Below are 19,937 nucleotides of genomic sequence, written 5' to 3' on the forward strand. Positions count from 1 at the left end.
GGCATGTTCGCCACCATCATCAGTATCGCACGCCGCGGCCTGCCGTACCTCGTGGGGATGGTCGCCTGCGCGGCCGTCCCGGCAGCCGACCTGTCGCTCGAGCGGATCATGGGGAGCCCGGCGCTCTCCGGGCCCGTTCCCCGTGGCCTCAAGCTCGCGCCGGACGGCCGGCTCGCGACGCTCCTCCGTCCCCGCGCCGCCGACCGCGAACGCTACGACCTGTGGGCGATCGACACGACGACCGGCGCCGAGCGGATGCTCGTCGACTCGACGGCCCTCGGCAGCGGCGCCGAGGTCTCCGAAGAAGAGAAGATGCGGCGCGAGCGGGCCCGGCTCGGCGGCACGCGCGGCGTCGTCGACTACGCTTGGAGCGCCGACGGCAGCCAGGTCCTCGTGCCCCTCGACGGCGATCTGTATGTCGTCACCGCGGCCGACGGCGCCGTCACGCGGCTCACCGCGACGGCGGCCACCGAGCTCGACGCCCGGATCGCCCCCGGCGGCCGCGCCGTGTCGTTCGTGCGCGACCACAACCTTTTTCTCCACGACCTCGCCAGCGGCACCGAGCGCGCCCTGACGACCGACGGCGGCGGCGCGGTGACGTGGGGCGTCGCCGAGTTCGTCGCCCAGGAGGAGATGGACCGCAGCGACGGCGTCTGGTGGAGCCCCGACGGCACGCGCCTCGTGGCCACCCGGGTCGACGAGGCAGACGTGGCGCTGGTCACACGCGCGGCGATCGGCGCCGACGGCACGCGCGTCCACACCCAGCGCTACCCGCGAGCCGGCACGGCCAACGCCCGCGTGGAGTTGTTCGTGTTCTCTTCCGGCGCCCCCGCCGGCACGGCGCCGGTGCCCCTCGATCTCGGCGCCGACCCCGACGTCTACGTGGCCCGGGTCGCCTGGGCCGCCGACGGCCGCTCGATCCTCGTCCAGCGCCAGTCGCGCGACCAGCAGCGGCTCGAGCTCGTCCGCTTCGACCCCGCCACCGGCCAGGGCACCGCCGTCGACGGCGAGACCCACGGCACGTGGATCAACCTCGGCGACGAGCTCCGCCCGCTGGCCGACGGCCGCGTGCTTCTCTCCAGCGAGCGCGACGGCTTCCGCCACGTGTGGCTCGTCGGCGGCGTGGCCGCCGAGCAGGTGACGCGCGGCGCCTGGGCCCTCGACAAGATCGTCGGCTTCGACGCGGCCGCGGGGCGCGTGTTCTTCATCGGCTGGACCGACACGCCCCTCGAGCGCCATCTGTACGCCGTCGACCTCCCGCGCGACGGCCGCCCGGCGACGCCGCCCCGGCGGCTCACCGAGCCGGGAGGCTGGCACGACGCGGCGCTCGACCGGTCCGCCACCCGCGCGCTGGTCACGCGTTCCACGCCCACGCAGCCGCCGCAGACCTACCTCGCCGACGCGGCCGGGAAACGGCTCCGCTGGATCGAGGAAAACCGCCCCGAGGGTGATCATCCCTACGCGCCGTTCATGGCCGGCCACGTCGCGCCGGAGTTCGGCACGCTCGTCACGCCCGACGGGACGACGCTCCATTTCTCCCATCTCCGGCCACGGTTGGCCGCCGGCGAGAGGGCGCCGGCGCTGGTGATCGTGTACGGCGGCCCCGGCGTCGGCCCGCTCGCGGCACGGCGCTGGGGGAGCCTGACGGCGCAGTACTTCGTGCGCCGCGGCTGGCACGTGTTCTCGCTCGACAATCGCGGCACGAGCGGCCGCGGCAAGGCGTTCGAGGATCCGATCCACCGCAACCTCGGCGCGATCGAAGTCGCCGACCAAATGCTCGGCCATTCCTGGCTCGCGGCCCGCGACGACGTCGACCCACGGCGGCTCGCGGTCCAGGGGTGGAGCTATGGCGGCTACATGGTCCTCCGCTTGCTCGCCGCCCACCCGCGGGCGTTCGTCGCCGGCGTCGCCGGCGCCCCGGTGACCGCGTGGGATCTCTACGACACCCACTACACCGAGCGCTACCTCGGCAACCCGGCGCTCGACCGCGCGCCGTTCGACCGCGCCGACGTCGTCCCTGTCGCCAACCGGATCACCGACCCGCTCCTCCTCGTCCACGGCATGGCCGACGACAACGTCGTCTTCGACAACAGCGCCGCCCTCGCCGCGCGGCTGCAGCGGACCGGCCGGCTGTTCGAGATGATGGTCTACCCCGGCCAGACGCACCGGATCGCCGGCCCCGAACTGGGCGTCCACCTGTGGCGCTCGATCGAGGACTTCCTCGACCGCCGCGCCGGGGCCGCCCACACCGTGACCCCCCCCGGAGCCGACCGATGATCCACCGCCGCCGCCGCGGGAAGCTCGTCTGCATCGGCCGCTGACGGCGGCTGGTATCCTGCGGAGGAGGACCGACGAACCTGCGCGGCACGCCGCCGCGCTCGGGCGGTCGTGGGAGCAACGTCGGATGCAACGCTCGTTCGCCTGGGCGGCGGTGGCCCTGTTCGTCGCCGGACCGACGGCCCGGGGAGACGACTGGCCCCAGTGGCGCGGCCCGCAGCGCGACGGGGTGTGGCGCGAGACCGGCACCGTCGAGGACTTCGCGGCGCCGCGCCTCGAGCCGGCGTGGCGGGCCCCGATCGGCCCCGGCTATTCCGGCCCGGTGGTCGCCGGGGGGCGGGTGTTCGTCACCGACAGGCAGACGAAGCCGGCCCAGGTGGAGCGCGTGCTGGCCTTCGCCGCCGACACCGGCAAGGCGCTGTGGACCCACGAATACCCCTGCGTCTACCGCAACATCGGCTACGAGGCCGGCCCCCGGGCGAGCGTCACGGTCGAAGGGGAGCGCGTCTGGGCCCTGGGGGCGATGGGCCATCTCCACTGCCTCGCCGCCGCCGACGGCCGCGTCGAGTGGCAGCGCGACCTCGGCACCGACTACGCCGTCGAGATGCCGATCTGGGGGATCGCCGGCGCGCCGCTGGTCGACGGCGAGCGCCTCATCATCCATCTCGGCGGCAGCGACGGCGCGTGCGTCGTGGCGCTCGACAAGTCCACCGGCCGCGAGCTCTGGCGGGCGCTGGCCGACCGGGGCCAGTACACGGCGCCGATCATCGTCACGCAGGCGGGGCGGCGCGTGCTCGTCGTCTGGACCGGCGACAGCGTGGCCGGGCTCGCGCCGGAGAGCGGCGCCGTCCTTTGGCAGGTCCCGTTCAAGCCGCGCAACATGCCGATCGGCGTCGCCACGCCGGTGGTCTCAGGAGACCGGCTGTTCCTCACCAGCTTCTACGACGGGTCGATGATGCTCCGGCTCGGGCAGGACGCCCCCACCGCCACCGTCCTCTGGCACCGCGTCGGCGCCAGCGAGCGCCAGACCGACGCGCTCCACTCGATCATCGGCACGCCGCTGTTCCTCGGCGGCCACGTCTACGGCGTCGACAGCTACGGCGAGCTGCGCTGCCTCGACGCCGCCACAGGCGACCGGGTGTGGGAGGACCTGACGGCGACCCCCAAGGCGCGCTGGAGCACGATCCACATCGTCCAGCGTGGCGACGGCGACGCGGTGTGGATGTTCAACGAGCGCGGCGAGTTGATCGTCGCGCGGCTCACGCCCGCGGGCTGCAAAGAGACGAGCCGGACGGCGATCCTCGAGCCGACGACCGACCAGCTGCCGCAGCGCGGCGGCGTCTGCTGGTCGCACCCGGCGTTCGCCGGCCGCCGCGTCTACGCGCGCAACGACAAGGAGCTGGTGTGCGTGAACCTGGCGGCGCCGTGAACGACGCCGCACCGGCCGACGGCACCGCCCCCGACCCCCCCCCGCCGCGGCGTGCCGCGACCGTCCACACCCCCGTCCTCGCCGCCGAGGCGCTCGGCCTGCTGGCGCTCGAGCCGGGGATGACCGTCGTCGACGGCACGCTCGGCGGCGGTGGCCACACGCGGCTCCTCCTCGATGCGGTCGGCCCGACGGGGCGCGTGATCGCCTGCGACCTCGACCACGGCGCGATCGAGCGCGCGGCGGCGGAGTTCGCCGGCCGGCCGGTGCGCCTCGCCCACGCCAACTTCCGCGACATCCCCGAGGTGCTCGACGCGGTGGGGATCGACACCGTCGACGCCGTCCTCCTCGACATCGGCCTGTCGAGCGACCAGCTCGCCGACCACGAGCGCGGGTTCTCGTTCGACGCCGACGGGCCGCTCGACCTCCGCTTCGACGTCTCCGAGGGGGAGCCGGCGTGGCGGCTGGTCGCCCGGCTGCGCCCGGAGACGCTCGCCGACATCCTCCACCGCTTCGGCGAGGAGCGCTACGGGAAGCGGATCGCCCGCCGGATCGCCACCGTCCGCGAGAAGGAGCCGATCCGTACCGCCCGGCAATTCGCGCGCGTGGTGGCGTTGGCCGTGCCACCGCAGCATCCGCCGGCGCGGATCCATCCGGCGACGCGATCGTTTCAGGCGCTGCGGATCGCCGTCAACGAGGAGCTCAAGAGCCTGTCGATCGCGCTATCGCGGATCCCCGGCCGCCTCCGCCCCGGTGGGCGCCTGGCGGTGATTTCGTTTCATTCCCTCGAGGACCGGCTGGTGAAGCAGGCGTTTCTCAATGCCCAGACCTGGGAGCGCCTGACGCGCTCACCGGTCGAGGCGGGGCCGGAGGAAGTGGCCCGCAATCCGCGGGGCCGGTCGGCGAAGCTGCGCGCGGCGCGGCGGCAAGGATGACGCGATCGGGTCTTCCGGCGGTTCGACGGGCCACCGCGCCGGGGAGCCTCCGCTCGGGCTCGACAGAGGGGGGGCGCCCCTCGCGCCTTTGCCCTCGCATCGACCCGCAGCACGGGGCGACGGGCCGATGCGAGGGCGACGGCGGAGGGGCTTCGCGGGTCCCGTGATCGGAATGCAACCATGACGCCGTCCGGTTTTCGTCACTCGCCGTGCAGGTGAGCCGAAAACCCCCCTGTTCCCGCGGCCGGATCGGTCTGGCCGCGACGCACGCCATCGGGGATAGTCTGCCCGGCCATGGCCGCCCCGCGGGTGCGGCAGCGCGTCGATGCCGTTCAGTCCGTCGATTCCTCCACGATCAGCCCCGTCGGTGGCTCCCATGAACCGCGAGAAGCAGATCCTCCTCGGCTTCCTCGGGCTGCTGTGCGGCGGCTTCGTGGCGATCCTCGGCGCGAAGCTGTTCATCCCGCGCCCTCCGGCGGGCGCCGGTCCCGATATCGACGCGCCGTCGCGGGTCGCCGAGCCACAGCTCGTCGTCGAACCGCCGGCGCTCGACGCTCCCGACGACCGCCCCCTTCCGGCCGCCACTCCGGACGATCCGCCGCCCGCGTTCGACCGTTATGCCGGCCGCAGCGCCTTCGCCACACGCGACGACGAGGTCACCCGCGCGGCGTTTGTCGATGACCCGCCCGGCGGCGACCAGACGGAACCGCCTTCGGCGGACTCACCGGACGTGCCTCCGGCGGACGTAGCAGCGGTCACACGTGTATCAACAACGCCGACAAATCCGCTCGCCGATGTCGACATTGCAGTCGCTCCCGAGCCGCACGCCAAGCCCGATGCTGTTCGCGACTCCCACGTGACGGCGCCTGGCGACTCTTGGTGGGCGATCGCCGAGCGCGCCTATGGCGATGGCCGCTACTACAAGGCGCTCTACGCCTGGAATCGCCAGGTCGATCCGGGTGTGTCGCTCGTGCCGGGGACGCGTCTGGAGATCCCGCCGGTCGGCCGGCTCGAGGGAGCCTGGCCGCGGCTCGTGCCCGCGCCGGCCGCGGTCGGAGACCAGCGCGGCGCGGATTGACCGCGGCACCCCTGCCGACCACACTGCCGGGATGCACGGACTCCCTCGCCAACCCATCGTCGGCTTGGCACGGCTCGCCGATCGCGTCGTCGTGGTGCTGGCGATCATCACCGTCGCGCCCCAGCCTGCCGTCCACGCCCAAGCCGTCCGCGGCCAGGGTGATGCCACCGATGAGTCGATCGTCCGCGACACCTTTGTCGGCTTCGCCCATGCCGAGGCGGTGGCCGGGTATCCGCAACTGCATCGGCGGTTCAAACCGCGGATCCACTGGCTCGACGGCGGCGGCGTGTGGTTCGAGAGTGCCACCGCCGCCGGGCCGCTGTTCGTGACCGTATCGGCCGATGGCACGCGTCGCGACGCTCGGTCGCTGGCCGAGTTTGGGATCACGCCCCCGCCTCCGCCGCTGCTCGAACCGCGGCGGTCGTGGAGACCGAGCCGGAGTGGCGGTGACGAGACCGAGATCGTGCTCGTCAACGCCCTCGATCGGCCGGTGCGGATCTTCTGGATCGACGAGGCCGGCCAGCCACGTCCCTACGGGACGCTCGATCCCGGCGCCGAAAAACGCCAACACACGTTCGCCGGCCATGTATGGATCGGCGATTTCGCCGCCGACGACATCGCCGGCGTGTTCGTCGCGACGGCCGAGGGCGGGCGGGCGGTGTTCGATGCCGCGGCGCGTGCCCGGGCGACCGCCGACGAGGGGGCCGGCACGGCGCCCGCCGCGCCGGCGCTGCCGCGCGTCGTCGTTCGCGATCACGACCTCGTGCTCGTCGCCGCCGACGGTGAGTACCCGCTCACGACCGACGGCAGCGCTGACGACACCTACGCGGGACCGTGGCACGTCTCGTCCGACGGCACCCGGGCGTTCGGGTTCAAGACGATCCCCGCCGAGCGCCGCGAACTGGTGCTCGTGGAATCGTCGCCCTCGGATCGCCTCCAGCCGAAGACCAGGCGGATCGACTACCTCAAGCCGGGCGACCGGATCGCCGTGCCGCGGCCGCGCCTCTTCGACCTGGTCGCGCGGCGGCCGATCCCGATCGACGAGGGAGCGTTTCCCGATCCCTGGAGCATCGACGAGGTCCGCTGGGCCGACGACTCGCGCGCGGTGACCTGCCTCTACAACCGCCGCGGCCACCGGCTTCTGCGCCTCGTCGCGATCGACGCCACGACCGGCGCCCTCCGCACGATCGTCGAGGAGACGAGCCCGACGTTCATCGACTACTCCCAGAAGACATTCCTCCACTGGCTCCCCGGCGGCCGCGAGCTGCTCTGGGCGAGCGAGCGCGACGGCCACAACCATCTGTACGTCGTCGACGTCGAGTCAGCGTCGGCGCGCCAACTCACGAGCGGACCCTGGAACGTCCGCCGCGTCGAGCGCGTCGATCCCGAGCGGAGTGAGGTCTGGCTGACCGTGATGGGGATCGCACCGGACGAGGATCCCTACCACCGCCATCTGGTACGCGTCGGGATCGACGACGGCCGGCTGACACGCCTCACGGCGGCCGACGGCACGCACGAGTGGACGATCTCCCCCGACGGGAGCCTGTTCATCGACCGCTGGAGCCGCGTCGATCACCCCTGGGTGACGGAGCTGCGCCGCACGGCCGATGGCTCGTTGGTCGCGGAGCTGGGGCGCGACGATCCGGCGGATCTCCTCGCCCTAGGCTTCCGCCCCCCACAGCGGTTCGTCGCCAAGGGGCGCGACGGCGCGACCGACATCCACGGGATCGTCATCCGGCCGAGCACGTTCGCCCCCGAGCGGCGCTATCCGGTGATCGAGTCGATCTACGCCGGTCCGCACGACCACCACGTGCCCAAGGCGTGGGGCTTCCAGCCGCGCGAGCGGGTGCTCGCCGAGCTGGGATTCATCGTCGTCCAGATCGACGGCATGGGCACGAATTGGCGCTCGAAGGCGTTTCACGACGTCTGCCACAAGAACCTCGCCGACGGCGGGTTTCCCGACCGGATCGCCTGGCTCCGCGCGGCCGCTGCGGCCCATCCCGAGCTCGACCTCGAGCGCGTCGGCATCTTCGGCGGCAGCGCCGGCGGGCAAAACGCGCTGGCGGCACTTCTCCACCATGGCGATTTTTACGACGCCGCGGCGGCCGACTGTGGCTGCCACGACAACCGGATGGACAAGATCTGGTGGAACGAGGCCTGGATGGGCTGGCCGGTGGGCGAGGAGTACGCGGCCAACTCCAACGTCGTCCACGCCGCGAAGCTCACAGGCGCGCTGTTGCTCACCGTCGGCGAGCTCGACACCAACGTCGATCCGTCGTCGACGCTCCAGGTGGCCAAGGCGCTGATCGACGCGGGGAAGGAGTTCGAGCTGGTGGTCGTGCCGGGGGGCGGCCACGGCGTCGGCGAGACGCCGTATCTGGTGCGCAAGCGCCTGGACTTCTTCGTCCGCACGCTGCTCGGCGTCGAGCCGCGCGCCGAACCCCGCTGGCTCCGCCCGCGCGAGTGAGTGTCAGCCCAAGGCCGTCACTTCCCGCCGAACTTGTAGGCGGTGTTGCGCGGGTCGAAGTCGGCGTCTGTGAAGCCGTTGTTGATCTTCACGTTCATGTAGGTGTATTCCTCCATGAGCAACGGCTGGCCCCCCGCCTCCGTCGGCCAGTCGTAGGCCTCGTAGCGGATCGGGATCTGCAGTTCGTCGTCGATGAACACCCGGGCCAGATGGAAGCGGAAGTTCTTCCGCGGCACCGGGTGCGTGACCTGGATGCAGGTGCAGACGCGGCCGTTGACCTTCGCCCCGGGGAAGAAGTTGACCTCGCATTCGGCGAACTGCTTGTCGTATTCAGCGACCTCGAGGAGCCGCTTGGTGAGGTTCTCGACGCCCAGTTCGGTGACCGGATAGCGCTGGCCCGACATCGCCAGCATGCTCTGCGGCTTGAGCGACACCGTGCCGACCATCGCCTTCACGCCGCTGCCGGCATGGGCAAGCATGTTGCCGTCGTTGCGGCCGTCGACGTAGATCACCTCCTGGCCCTTCACCGAGTCGGGGCCGAGGAAATAGAGGTAGACGCTGAACGGGGCGCGGCGGATCTTGGCGAACATGTACTCGTGTTCGCCGAGCTTGCGGTCGATCCGCTCGCGCTTGACGACCGTTGCCGAGTAGTCCTGGATCCCGGCCTCGATGCCGGCCAAGCCCTTGCGGGCGACCTCGACGGCCGCGTCGAGCGGATGGGGGCCGGCCGGCGCGGGAACGGCATCGGGCGCACCGATGTTGCCCTCCGGCAGCCCCCCCTGGGGAAGCAGGCCAGGGCCGAGCGCCTGCTGTGCCCGGGCAGGCAAGGCCAGCACCGCGAGCACGAGGCACCCCCGTGCGGCGCCGAATACCAAACCCGCGAGCCCGCGCTGCGAAGCCATCACGTTCACCCTCCGTGGATCGATCGAACCGGCGTCGCGCCAGCCATCCCTGGCAAGCGCTCCCTGGCAGTCTTCGGCGCTCGGCGAGAGGAGCCTGCTCCCGCCGCGTCGTCCGTGTGCGTCAGCGGGTTTCATCGCCGTCGCCGCCCACGGGCATGAACCACTCCCAACGCGGCGTCAGGGTCGCCCCGCCAACGCCGCCGATCCTGCTGGCTGCGGGGAGTGTAGCGGTCGTAGGGGCCTGAAACCATGGCGATTTCGGCCGCCAAGAGCCTGCTTCCGTGACTGGTGGCAACGCTCGGCAACCGGGAACACCACCAGCGTTTTTCACGGGCGACCGGCTGGAACGACACCTTCCGTCCGGCGGCCGGCGACGTTCCACGGCGACTTTTTCCGCCACCGACCCGGGTGGCCCCTTGCCCTCTCCCCGGCCCACGAGCATGCTCCACGGATCCCTCCCCTTCCCCCCGCCGCCATGGCCACGGTCAGCTCCCTCACCCCCGCCCCCTCCGTCGCGGTCGTCCGCGTCGAGTCGGCTCCGTTCGCCGAACACGCCTACGTCGTCCATCGCCCGGACCGCAGCGACTGCGTCGTCGTCGATCCCGGCTTCGAGACCGGCGACTTGATCGAGGCGATCGTCGAGCGCGGCCTGACCCCGGCCGCGATCCTCCTCACCCACGGCCACTCCGACCACATCGCCGGCTGCCACGCCGTCCGCCGGCACTGGCCCGGGGTGCCGATCCTCGTCGGCCGCGACGACGCCGACAAACTCGTCGACGCGGTCGCCAACCTGTCGGCCGCGTTCGGCGTGGCGATCACGGCCCCCCCCGCCGACAGGCTGCTCGACGACGGCGACCAGCTCGACTTCGCCGGCCTTCCGCTCACCGTGATCGCCCTCCCCGGCCACTCCCGCGGCCACGTCATTTTCGTCCTCGCCGGCCACCCGATCGTGGTCCTCGGGGGCGACGTGCTGTTTCACGAGGGGATCGGCAGGACCGACTTCCCCGATGGCGATTTCACCAGCCTCGCCACCGGCATCCGCTCGCGCCTCTACGCGTTCGGCCCGGACACGGTCGTCCTCCCCGGCCATGGGCCGCCGACCACGATCGGCCACGAACGGATCCACAACCCGTTCGTCCCCGCCGTCGATTGACCGACGAACCCGACCGCACGGACAATTGCCGTATGCTCTCCCCCGCCGACATCACCGCGCCAGCGCCGCCACCGCAGGCCGACACCGCGCGCGGGGCCCGATCGCCGCTGTGCCGCGGAGCCGGGCTGATGCTGGCCGCCCTCGCCCGGCTCCTGTCGGGAGCCAGCGTCCGCTGGATCTCCAGCCAGCCCGACACCTGCCAGCGCGTCTACTTCGCCAACCACACCAGCCACCTCGACGCCCTGGTGGTCTGGGCATCGCTGCCGCAGCCGGTGCGCGAGTTGACGCGCCCCGTCGCGGCCAAGGATTACTGGTCGCGCGGTGTCGTCCGCCGCTGGCTGGCGGAGGAGGTGTTCGACGCGCTGCTCATCGACCGCACTGACATCAAGGTCCACCAAAGCCCGGTCGACTTGATGCTCCGCGAAATCGGCACCACGAGGTCGCTGATCGTGTTTCCCGAGGGGAGCCGGAGCGTCACCGGCGAGGTCGGTGAGTTCAAGAGCGGGCTGTACTACCTCGCCAAGAAGCGCCCCGACATCGAGCTCGTCCCCGTCCACATCGACAACCTCAACCGCGTCCTGCCCCGCGGCGAGTTCCTCCCCGTGCCGCTCCTCTCCTGCATCAGTTTCGGTCCGCCGCTCTGGCTCGAGCGCGACGAGGCCAAGGCGGAGTTCCTCGCCCGCGCCCGCCGTGCGGTCCTGGCGCTGAAGGAGTAGCGGGTGAACGACCTGCGCACGGCCGTCCTCGTCACCGGGGTGCTCGGCCTGCTGGCGGTGGCCACGGCCGTCGGACAGTTCCTCGCCCGGCGGACCGACCGTGGGCTCGACCAGGCCGCGATCCGCGCCTTCAACCAGCGGCTCCGCGGCTGGTGGATCATGAGCGGGCTGCTCGCCGCCGCCTGCTGGCTGGGGGTGACGGCCACCGTCACGCTGTTCGGCCTGCTGTCGTTCTGGGCGCTGCGCGAATTCATCACGCTCACGCCGACGCGCCGCGGCGACCACCGGGCGCTGTTCTGGGTGTTCGTGCTGTTCACCCCGGTGCACTACGTCCTCGTGGCCTACAACCGCTACGACGTGTTCAGCGTCTTCCTGCCGGTCTACGCGACGCTGTTCGTGATGGCCCGGGTCGCCTTCACCGGCGACTACACGCGGTTCCTCGAGCGGACGGCGAAGATCCAGGCCGGGCTGGTGGTCTGCGTGTACTGCGTCTCGTTCGCCCCCGCGCTCCTCCAGATCAAGACGGCGGGCTCGCCGCCGACGGGCAATTTCCCCCTCCTGTTCTTCCTCGTCCTCCTCGTGCAATTCGCAGACGCCTCGCAGCGGGTGTGGAGCCGGCTGCTCGGTCGCCACCTCGTCGCCGCGGACGTCAGCTCCGTCCGCACCTGGGAAGGGCTCGTCGGCAGCGCCACCTGCACCGCGGCGCTGGGGGCGGCGCTGTGGTGGTTTGCCCCGCCGTACGGCCCCTGGCAGGCGGCCCTGGCGGGGCTCGTGATCGCCCTGCTCGGCTTCGCCGGAGGGATGACGATGGCCGCGATCAAACGCGACCGCGGCGTCTCGGACCATGGCACGCTCGTCGTCGGCCACGGCGGCGTCCTCGACCGGATCGACTCGCTGTGCTTCGCCGCGCCGGTCTTCTACCACCTCACGTTGGCGCTGGCCGGCCCTGCGGCGCTGGGCAACGCCGGCGTCTGACCGACGGCGGCGGGAAGCTCCGACGGATCCCCGCTGCCGGCATGGCGGGCCTGGAGCGCGTAGATCGAACGCCGTCCGGGAAGCGCGGCGACCGCAGCCGGTGCCGGCGTCGGATCGGGGCTCTGGCCACGGGCCCGCGCCGCCCAGTCTCCGGCGACCGGAGGCGCGGCGGCAGCGATGCTCGCCGTCGGCGGTGCCGGGCAGCCCTCCCGGACCCAGTCGAGCCACAACCCCTGGAGCCGCGGCACGTCGGGCAGCCCGTAGTGGCGCCCCAGCGCACCCGACCAATCCTCGCCGGCCAGACCGTCGCCCACGAAGGCGACGAACCGCCGCCGTCCGCCGCGCTCGATGAGGAACCTGGCCAGCGAATAGCCCTGGGCGTAGAGCGGAAGCACGTCGGCCGGGTATTCGCGCATCGCGAACATCTGCGGGAAGGCGATGCCACGCTGCGTCGTGAGGAACTCGATCAGCAGCCGGTGCTGGCGGGCGCGCTCGACGGGGTGCTCGACGGTGGTGCAGGCCCCCTCGTCGGCCCAGCGCGGCAGGGGGCGGCGAAAATGCGTGGCGAAGATCGTGTGGGTGATCTCGTGGGGGAGCACAGAGTCGAGGATCCGCTGCTCGCTCCCCTGGATCGTCATCGTCCAGCCGAACACCTCGCCGGCGTCGAACACGAAGCTCGTCGCCCCACCGGCACCGAGGTTCGGCGCGACCTGGGCACGGATCGGGCACGGCCGGCTCCACCGCGGCAGGGGTGCGCCGAGCCATTCGATCGCCAGGTCGTGGCGGTACTGCTCGGCGGCGTCGCCGATCCGGCGGGCCTGATCGGGAGTCGGGGCGTCGACGATGAAATTCGCGGTCCGGTACCCGGCTCCCTCCGCCCCGGTGGCGGCGGCGAGAGCGACCAGTGCCGCCAGCCATCCGTGCCCGCACACTCGACGCACCATGTCCGTCGTCACCTCCGTGTGAACCGGTCCGCCGCAGCCGTGACCCTCGGGCCACGATCCCGCCGCGGCGAACCGCGAACCGCGTCGTCACACGGGGTGCCGCGGCCCACGAGCGCGGGGACACTAGCGGAGGGGCGCGGAGCGGTGCCAGACCGCTTTTCAGGCCGATTCGGCCGGAAAGAAGCGGCGCCACACGACGCGCAGGATGCCGCACGCCACGACCGCGGCGGCCGACACCAGGGCCCGTGCCGGGGCCGTCGTGTCGGTGCCGCGCACGAGGCGGAACACGAGCGGGGCGCCGTTCCCCGGACCGACCACTGCGGCACCGACGGCGAACGCATCGGCGCCAGTCGTCCCGACGGAGGCGGTGTCGAAACCGCGCAGCGACGGCGGGGACCGTCGCGCCGTGAGGAGATCACCGAGGCGCGTGGCCTCCGCGGGCGAGACGGCGGCGATCGCCCGTGTGAAGTCGGCCGCCAACCGTTCGAGCGCCAAGGCGCGTTCGCCGGCCAGTGCGTCGACCGGCACGATCGCCGCGGGGGGGGCGACGCGCAGCGCCGTCGCGCGCGGCACCATGATCGTCCACAGGTTCGCTGCGGCGGGCAGGCCGTCGATGCCCGGCGCGTCGAGCGCGGTGAGGTCGCCGCCGTCGATCCCGGCCCCCAGCTCGCCGGCAAAAACCACTTCCAGGGAGCGCGGCCAGCGGACGTCGAACAGCCTGATCTCCCAGCGCAGCGCTTGGGCGCTGCCGACCGGCACCGGATCGGACACCGAACGACCGTCGACGAACACCTTGTAGGGGCGACACCCGCCGGGCAAGGAAAGCCTGAGGATCGGATCGAGGGCGACGACGTCGAGCCGGGCCACGCCCCAGCCGCGCCCCCGGGCATCGACCGCCAGCACGGTATCGACCAGCTCGAGCCGCGGCCCGCTCGGCGCCGCGGGAGCCGCCGGCGGTGTCGGACCGGGGACCGGCGCGGCCGGTTCGTCGCCGCGCCGGGGGACGGCGACCAGACGGTAGCCGGTCGGCGGCGCGTCGGGCGGCAGCTCGAAGACCCCCGCCGCTGCCGCCTCGGCGCCGGCGACCTCGGCGGCCATCCCGTCGACCGCCGACCACGTCACGACCAGCGGGCCGCTCCCCTCGAGCAACGCCTGGAGGGTGGGCAGGTCGCCCTCGGCCGGGAGCGGCGCGGCGACGAACGCTTCGACGTCGAGGCGCAGCCGTCCCGCCCGCGGGCGTTGGAGGACGACCGTCCAGGTGCCGCGTCCGTCCGCCCCCTTTCCCGCCACGAGGCGCACGTCGAGAGCCTGACGCGTCCCCTCGGCCCCCGTCTCGTCGGTGAGCGTGACGTTGCCGAGCTGGACGTCGCCCCGGGCACGGAGCGGGATCGCGACCACGGCGCCGTCGGCCTCGATCCGTGCCTGCAGCGTCATGTCGATCCGGCCCGCATTGAGCGCGAGGCGCAGCTGCTGCGTCCCCCGTGTGACCGGCGGTGCGCGGGTGACGAGCACGCGCCCCGCGCCGGTCAACCCAGCGGCGGCGGGCAGCCCGTCGAGCGGCGGGGCGGAGGCGTCCGCGGCCCCACGGTCGACGCGCCACGACAACTCCGCGCCACTGGCGACCGGACGCGCGCCGGGCACCGGGCCGGAGGAGAGCAGCGCGGCCCGCAGGCCGGTGGCGGGTGTGAGGCGGACGGTACGCTCGTCGGCCCGCGGCGCCTCGAGCCACACCTCGGGCAGCGGGTGGACACCCGTCGGCTCGTCGAGCGGCAGGGTCCAGGCCAACCCGAACCGGAACGGCCCCGGCTCGGGTCGCGCGCGGACGACGCGGAACCGCCCCTGCGCCAGCGCCTCGAGCGCGATCGCAGGATCGTCGACGCGCTCGGGCACGAGGCGCGGATCGGCGTTGAGCACGACCGCCGGGACGAGGTCGTCGCCCATCTCGATCTCGAACCGCGACTCGACTCGGCACGCCGTCGGCCCCCAGACGATGTCGTTGCGGCTCCGCGCCGCGCGCGGCACCGGATCGACGACGACCGCCGGCGGCGCCACGACGAGAGCCACCCGGTCGGCACCCGCGACGTCGTAGGCTCCCAGCGCCCCTTCCGACCACGCCGTGTCGCGCGGCGCCGCGGCGAACGGCCCCCCGGGACGCGCCATCTCGACCAGCGGGCCGCGCGACAGCTGGCCGGGGCCGACGGTGGCGACGGCGCGCGGGGCGGCTGGAAACGCCGCCATCTCCACGGTGACGGCGCCGCGGTCGATCCGCTCGGGGATCACGCTCCATTCCACCCGGTGTCGCCCCGCTTCCGTGATCGGGACCCATGCCTCGCCACGGTCGCTCCCCAACAACGGCACCCGGCGCCCGTCGACGAGGACGGCTCCCTCGGCGGGCACCGTGCCGGGCGCCCGGGGGACCACGAGGCTCGACCCGGGATCGGCGTCGATCTCGACGCGTACCCCCCAGGCCGCAGCCTGCGGACCGGGAATCGTCAGCTCGACGCCGAGGACGCGGGGGCGCGCACCCGACCCGACCGCCCCGAGCCGGTCGAAGAGCGACTCCGGAACCAGCGCCGTCGGCACGCCCCCGACCGGGGTCACGATCACGTTCAAGCCGGTCGCGTCGTCGCCGTCGGCACGCCCGGCGACGAGAGCGAGGGCGACCAGCGCCGCAGCGCGGGCATCACGGCGCCACCGTCGCGAAGCCAGGCTCGCCAGGAATGCCGCCGCCATCCCCCACCAAACCGCGCGGGCGACGACGTGCCACGGCGCCGGAACCCACAGCGCCGCCAGCCCCGCCACCAACGGCCCCAGCGTCAGCACCCCCGGTCGCCACGCCGCGGCTGCCAGCAGGCAGCCGGTGAGCAGCGTGCCGGCGAGAAACGCGATCCGCTCGAGATCTTCGCTGGCGATCAGGCCGACGCGGTCGTCGGCCGGCGGCCCGGGAAGCGGCACGAACACCCGCTCCCGGCACCCCGCGACGAGGCCACCGGCGCCACTGGCGGATTCCTCGGGCGGCACCGCGCCGGCCGACGGCACGTCGAACCCGAACAGGCGGCGGCACCAATCCAGGCCGGGTGCACCGACCTCACGATGGCGCCGCGGACCTGACAGCAGGTCGACACCGGGGGGCAGCCACACGCGCCACGCGCGCTCGAGCACCGGCAGGTCGACGGTCGCCCCCGCCGACGAGACGAACCAGCCGGCAGCAGCCTCGTCGGCGGCGATCGACCGGACGGTGAGCGCGACATGGCGTTGATCGACGGGGAGGTCGAGCGACAGTTCGCCCACCGCGCCGTCGCGGTCGGTGACGACACGCCGACCGTCGATGAGGATCGCCTGGAGACGGTTGCCGGGAGGAAGCTGGAGCGTGAGCGAAGGCCGGCCATGGTTCTCGATCGCGAACCGCGATTCGACCTCCGTCAGGCCCGAACGGTGGCACCAGCAGTCGACGGTCTGGCTCCACACCCAGGCCCCGGAGTCGCGCTCGCCCCCGCCGCCGTCGGGCACCAGTTCCAGGGCCGGCCCCTCGGCGGCCGCGGCCGTGACCGCGTCGCCGTCGAAGCCGAACTCGGCGACGATCGCGTCGGCATCACCGGGGCGCGTCGGCGCGGGGGGCAGTTCCGTGAGCCGCCGGTTGACGACGGTGGGGCGCCGCCGGCCGGCAGTCCGCACCACCACCTCGCCGGCGAATGCGACCGCACCCTCGACCCGCGCCAGCGGCACCGCCGTGACCCCGGCGAGGGCCACCGAGCGGGCCGCCCGGATCGTCACCGTCTCGCGCGCCGGTGGCACGAGGTCGATCAGCCAACTCGACTCGCCACCCCGCCGCCCCGGCAGGTCGACCGGACGGGCGACGACGCTCCCCGACCCGGGGCGCAGCAGGGTCCACTCGGCGAACTCCTCGATCGGCTCCGAGAAATGGACGACGAGCGAGTCGAGTGCGGCTTCCCCCGGCTGGCACTCGAAGACGTAGGTCTCGGCGACGCGGTCGTCGCGGACGGTCATCCCCACCCGGCAGTGGACGGTGACCGGCGGACGGCGCCGGACGAGCCGGACCTCCGCGGCCGGCAGGGCCGATCCGGCGGGAAGCCACGACCGGACCGGTTCGCTTCCCAACAACGCCGCGACGCGCGACACCGGCGGCGGCAGCGCCGCCGGGGCGGGCTCGATGTCGAGCATCGCGTCGGTCGGCGGTCGAAGTACCAGCGCCGCCTGCCCCTCGCCCTCGCCATCGAGGGCCACCATCTCCAGGTCGCGGACCGCCAGCGCGCCGCCGACGTCGAGGCCGGTATGGTGGCCGGTGATCCGCAGCGCCAGCGGTCGCGCGGGGGTGGCGGCTGCGGCGAGACCGACGCGGAGCCGGCTGCCGGCGGCGTCGGCGCTGACACGCCACTCGATCGCCTCGTCGGGGGGGGCGTTCGGGCGGCTCGCGACGACGTCCCCCGGCCGGCCGCCCGGCACTCCCTGCTCGACGGCATCGATGATCCAGCCGGGCCCGATCCGGCCCGTGAGGACGAAGGCCTCGCCGCGGGGCACACGCACGTCGCAGATCGCGACCCCGATCACCCGCGCCGCGGCGATGTCGACCGTCGTCGCCCGGGCGATGTCGAGCAGTGGCCCGCGCGGCTCGACGGTGACCGTGACGCGCGCCTCGGGGCCCTGGGCCGACAGATGCACCAGCGCCCCGTCGGTCCCCGGTTCGGTGTCGCTCAGCGCGGGCCAGGCGGCGGCCGCGGTGGGGGCAACGGGGATCGCCTCGTCGGCCTCCAAGCCGGTCAGGGCCAGCGCGGGATCGACGCGCAGCGTCATGCCCCCACCGCGCCATTCGTCGGCGCCGGCGAGGAACCAGGGGAGAGCGACGGTGTCCGCGCCTGTCGGGGCGATGCCGACGATCGCCAACGGCATCCGTGTCCCCGCCAGGGCCGCCGGCAGCGACACCTCCACTGCTCCCTCGCGCCCGGTCCACGGCAGCACCCGACCCCGCTCCGCTCCGGCGGCGACGGAGGCGGAGATCAGCGTCACGCCGTGATCGATCCGGACTGCCACGACGCCGTCGATCCAGTCGGAAACCGGTTCGAGCACCGTCCGCACCGTGACGGCGCCCGGCCCGACGTCGTACGTCGTCCACGACCGGAGGCCGACCGGTTCGGAGCCGGCTGCCGCGAAACGCACCGCCAGGGCTGCGACCGGGCCGACCACCGCCCGCCACGTGCGCCCGGGGGGCGCGGCGCCGGGGACGACGTCGGCCACCGGCTCGGCGGGGATCGCTTCCCATACCACGCCGCCGCCGACGGGGCGGCGCCCTTCCGGGACCTCGATCTCGACCACGGTCGCCAACGCAGGGGCCACCGGCAGATCGACGACCACCGGCGCCGAGCCCGGGGCAGCCACCGGCCGGGAGGGATCCCCTTCCCAGTCGCAGCGGTAGGTGCCTGGCCCGGCGATCCGCAGAGCCGTGGCGCCGTCGGCCAGCGCGTGGATCAGGGCCGGGCCGGTGCCTTCGGCCGTTTCCCGGGCGGCGCGGCGGACCGCGAACCGGCCGAGTGCCACGTCGGCCGGCGGGGCGGTCGGGCCGTCGGGATAGGACAGCACGAGGGTCCCCAGCGGACGACCGGTGGCATCGAACCGGCAGGTGATCCGTCCGGCGTCGGCCAGCGGCCGCGGCGCGTCGGTGGCGCCGCCGGCAGACGGGGCGGCCAGCGCCGCCGCGACGAGGCGGTCGAACTCGGCGACCGGCAGCGGCACCCGCCGCTCGGTTCCGAGATCGGCGTCGCCGAGCCGGCCGGCCGGGACGTGGACGCGCGTGAATCGCAGCGGTTGCGGCTCCGGCTCGGCGCCGACGGCGACCATCGTCGCCAGCCCCAGCGTCGCCAGCCCCAACGCTGCCAGCAGGCAACCGACCCGGCCGGTGGGTCCGGTGCTGATGGCTCCGCTCATGGCAGCGCCCGTCCTGCCGCCGTCGGCGGCTCGGTGGGAAGCGCGGGGCGGGCACCGTCGGCGAGAACGACGAGGCGCGTTGACGACTGCGGCGAGACGATCAAAGACGGCCGCGGCGCCACGACACGCGGCGCGGTGACCGTGCTCCACCTCCGCAGCGCGCCGGCCAGTGCCGCCAGCAGGGCGCCGGGAATCGCCGCCTGGGCGACCAGCGGAGCGAGCTCGGGGCGGAACGCCGCGGCCGCCAGCAGCGCCGTGATCACGCCGACGACGACCGCGGGCTGCCGCGCGGTGCGGACATGGACGGCCAGCAGGCCGAGCGCGAGCATCGTGCCCGAGGACACCGCGACGAGCAACCACGTCGGCACCAGCCAGACCCGCGCCTCGGGCAGCGGCCCGACGGCCGACCAGACGGCACGGCGCTCGGCAAGCGGCGGGTCGAGGTCGGTGACCGCAGAACCGGCATCCACGGCGGGGGCGCGATCGGCCGCCAGGCGGCGGTTGGTCTCCAGCCACCGGGCCAACGCCTCGCGCGACACGACCGGGCGCCGTTCGAACCAGCCCCCACTCCACGTCCACCGCTGCTGGCTGGTCCAGCGCCGCGGCGGCACGACGACGTGCTCGTCGGAGAGGAGGCGCAGCTCCCAGTAGGAACGGCGCTGGACGACGCCGGTGGCGGGGAGGGGTGCCTCGAGAGCCAACGGGCCGATCCAGCCGGCGAGGTGCAACCACGCCGGACCGACGGCGTCGCGGTTGCTGCGACACTCGATCGCCACGACCCACGCGCCGCGCCCCCCCGCGTCGTTCCCGTCGAAGGGCAACTCGACCGTCAGCCGGCCGTCCGGACGGACCACGGTCGGTACGGGGCGGCCGTCGACGCGGACGTCGATGCTGGCGGCCCGCGTCCCGTCGGCGCGCCACGCCTCGGGGATCGCCAGCTCGAAGCGGCGTGCCGAACTGCTGACGGTATACGTGCACAGGTCCTCGCGCGCGTCGGGGAGCACGCGTGTCTCGAACCACGCCCCCTCGACGACGGTGTCGCCGCTCGACGTCCCCTGCCGAGCCGACACGGCCAACGGCACGGTGGCCTGCGGCCGGGCGCTGGTCCAGGCCCGAGCCGCGCT

The 19,937-nt window shown here is 73.6% G+C and carries 11 protein-coding genes; 8 read left to right on the forward strand and 3 right to left on the reverse strand.

The genetic code is table 11. The features are described 5' to 3' along the window. Window positions 1-3 precede the first annotated feature (3 nt). From FJ309_01285 to FJ309_01305, 5 genes are all read left to right on the forward strand, one after another. On the forward strand, window positions 4-2,277 hold the full coding sequence (locus tag FJ309_01285; protein MBM3953252.1) for a S9 family peptidase: 2,274 nt from the start codon (window positions 4-6) through the stop codon (window positions 2,275-2,277). Between the two features lie 127 nt (window positions 2,278-2,404). Next, window positions 2,405-3,706, forward strand: a complete 1,302-nt coding sequence (locus FJ309_01290; GenBank protein MBM3953253.1) for a dehydrogenase — start codon at window positions 2,405-2,407, stop codon at window positions 3,704-3,706. Beyond that, window positions 3,703-4,638, forward strand: coding sequence for a 16S rRNA (cytosine(1402)-N(4))-methyltransferase RsmH (gene rsmH / locus FJ309_01295; protein ID MBM3953254.1), 936 nt, complete (start codon window positions 3,703-3,705; stop codon window positions 4,636-4,638). Before FJ309_01290 ends, rsmH begins: the two co-directional genes overlap by 4 nt. 325 nt (window positions 4,639-4,963) lie before the next feature. After that, entirely contained in the window at window positions 4,964-5,716 is a 753-nt protein-coding gene (locus FJ309_01300) for a LysM peptidoglycan-binding domain-containing protein (protein MBM3953255.1), read from the forward strand. Next, complete coding sequence (locus FJ309_01305) at window positions 5,541-8,183, forward strand: S9 family peptidase (GenBank protein MBM3953256.1); 2,643 nt, start codon at window positions 5,541-5,543, stop codon at window positions 8,181-8,183. Before FJ309_01300 ends, FJ309_01305 begins: the two co-directional genes overlap by 176 nt. Window positions 8,184-8,200: 17 nt before the next feature. Here the strand turns inward: FJ309_01305 and FJ309_01310 are convergent, their stop codons facing one another. Next, the gene (locus tag FJ309_01310) at window positions 8,201-9,220 is read right to left on the reverse strand and encodes a DUF1571 domain-containing protein (GenBank protein ID MBM3953257.1); all 1,020 of its coding nucleotides are present in this window, start codon (window positions 9,218-9,220) and stop codon (window positions 8,201-8,203) included. 340 nt (window positions 9,221-9,560) lie between these two features. Between FJ309_01310 and FJ309_01315 the strand changes: the two genes are divergently transcribed. From FJ309_01315 to FJ309_01325, 3 genes are all read left to right on the forward strand, one after another. After that, the gene (locus tag FJ309_01315; protein ID MBM3953258.1) at window positions 9,561-10,238 is read left to right on the forward strand and encodes an MBL fold metallo-hydrolase; all 678 of its coding nucleotides are present in this window, start codon (window positions 9,561-9,563) and stop codon (window positions 10,236-10,238) included. A 128-nt stretch (window positions 10,239-10,366) separates the two neighbouring features. Then, complete coding sequence (locus tag FJ309_01320; GenBank protein ID MBM3953259.1) at window positions 10,367-10,954, forward strand: 1-acyl-sn-glycerol-3-phosphate acyltransferase; 588 nt, start codon at window positions 10,367-10,369, stop codon at window positions 10,952-10,954. A gap of 3 nt (window positions 10,955-10,957) precedes the next feature. Then, a complete protein-coding gene (locus FJ309_01325; GenBank protein MBM3953260.1) occupies window positions 10,958-11,929 on the forward strand; it encodes a phosphatidate cytidylyltransferase in 972 nt (323 codons plus the stop codon). On the opposite strand, the gene FJ309_01330 is transcribed toward FJ309_01325, so the two are convergent. Both FJ309_01330 and FJ309_01335 read right to left on the reverse strand, forming a co-directional pair. After that, window positions 11,872-12,873 (reverse strand): hypothetical protein, encoded by a 1,002-nt coding sequence (locus FJ309_01330; GenBank protein MBM3953261.1) that lies wholly within the window; start codon window positions 12,871-12,873, stop codon window positions 11,872-11,874. The two genes, FJ309_01325 and FJ309_01330, sit on opposite strands and share 58 nt — an antisense overlap. A gap of 159 nt (window positions 12,874-13,032) precedes the next feature. Next, a complete protein-coding gene (locus FJ309_01335) occupies window positions 13,033-19,173 on the reverse strand; it encodes a hypothetical protein (GenBank protein MBM3953262.1) in 6,141 nt (2,046 codons plus the stop codon). Window positions 19,174-19,937: the final 764 nt, after the last annotated feature.

The sequence above is a fragment of the Planctomycetota bacterium genome (assembly GCA_016872555.1).
Lineage (GTDB): Bacteria > Planctomycetota > Planctomycetia > Pirellulales > UBA1268 > F1-20-MAGs016.

What these genes read in the sequence shown, in the direction of transcription:
- FJ309_01320 (MBM3953259.1), top strand. Translation starts at nt 10,367, where the DNA reads ATGCTGGCCGCCCTCGCCCGGCTCCTGTCGGGAGCCAGCGTCCGCTGG.
- FJ309_01310 (MBM3953257.1), bottom strand. Translation starts at nt 9,220, where the DNA reads ATGAAACCCGCTGACGCACACGGACGACGCGGCGGGAGCAGGCTCCTC.
- FJ309_01300 (MBM3953255.1), top strand. Translation starts at nt 4,964, where the DNA reads ATGCCGTTCAGTCCGTCGATTCCTCCACGATCAGCCCCGTCGGTGGCT.
- FJ309_01285 (MBM3953252.1), top strand. Translation starts at nt 4, where the DNA reads ATGTTCGCCACCATCATCAGTATCGCACGCCGCGGCCTGCCGTACCTC.
- FJ309_01290 (MBM3953253.1), top strand. Translation starts at nt 2,405, where the DNA reads ATGCAACGCTCGTTCGCCTGGGCGGCGGTGGCCCTGTTCGTCGCCGGA.
- FJ309_01330 (MBM3953261.1), bottom strand. Translation starts at nt 12,873, where the DNA reads ATGGTGCGTCGAGTGTGCGGGCACGGATGGCTGGCGGCACTGGTCGCT.
- FJ309_01315 (MBM3953258.1), top strand. Translation starts at nt 9,561, where the DNA reads ATGGCCACGGTCAGCTCCCTCACCCCCGCCCCCTCCGTCGCGGTCGTC.
- FJ309_01305 (MBM3953256.1), top strand. Translation starts at nt 5,541, where the DNA reads ATGGCGATGGCCGCTACTACAAGGCGCTCTACGCCTGGAATCGCCAGG.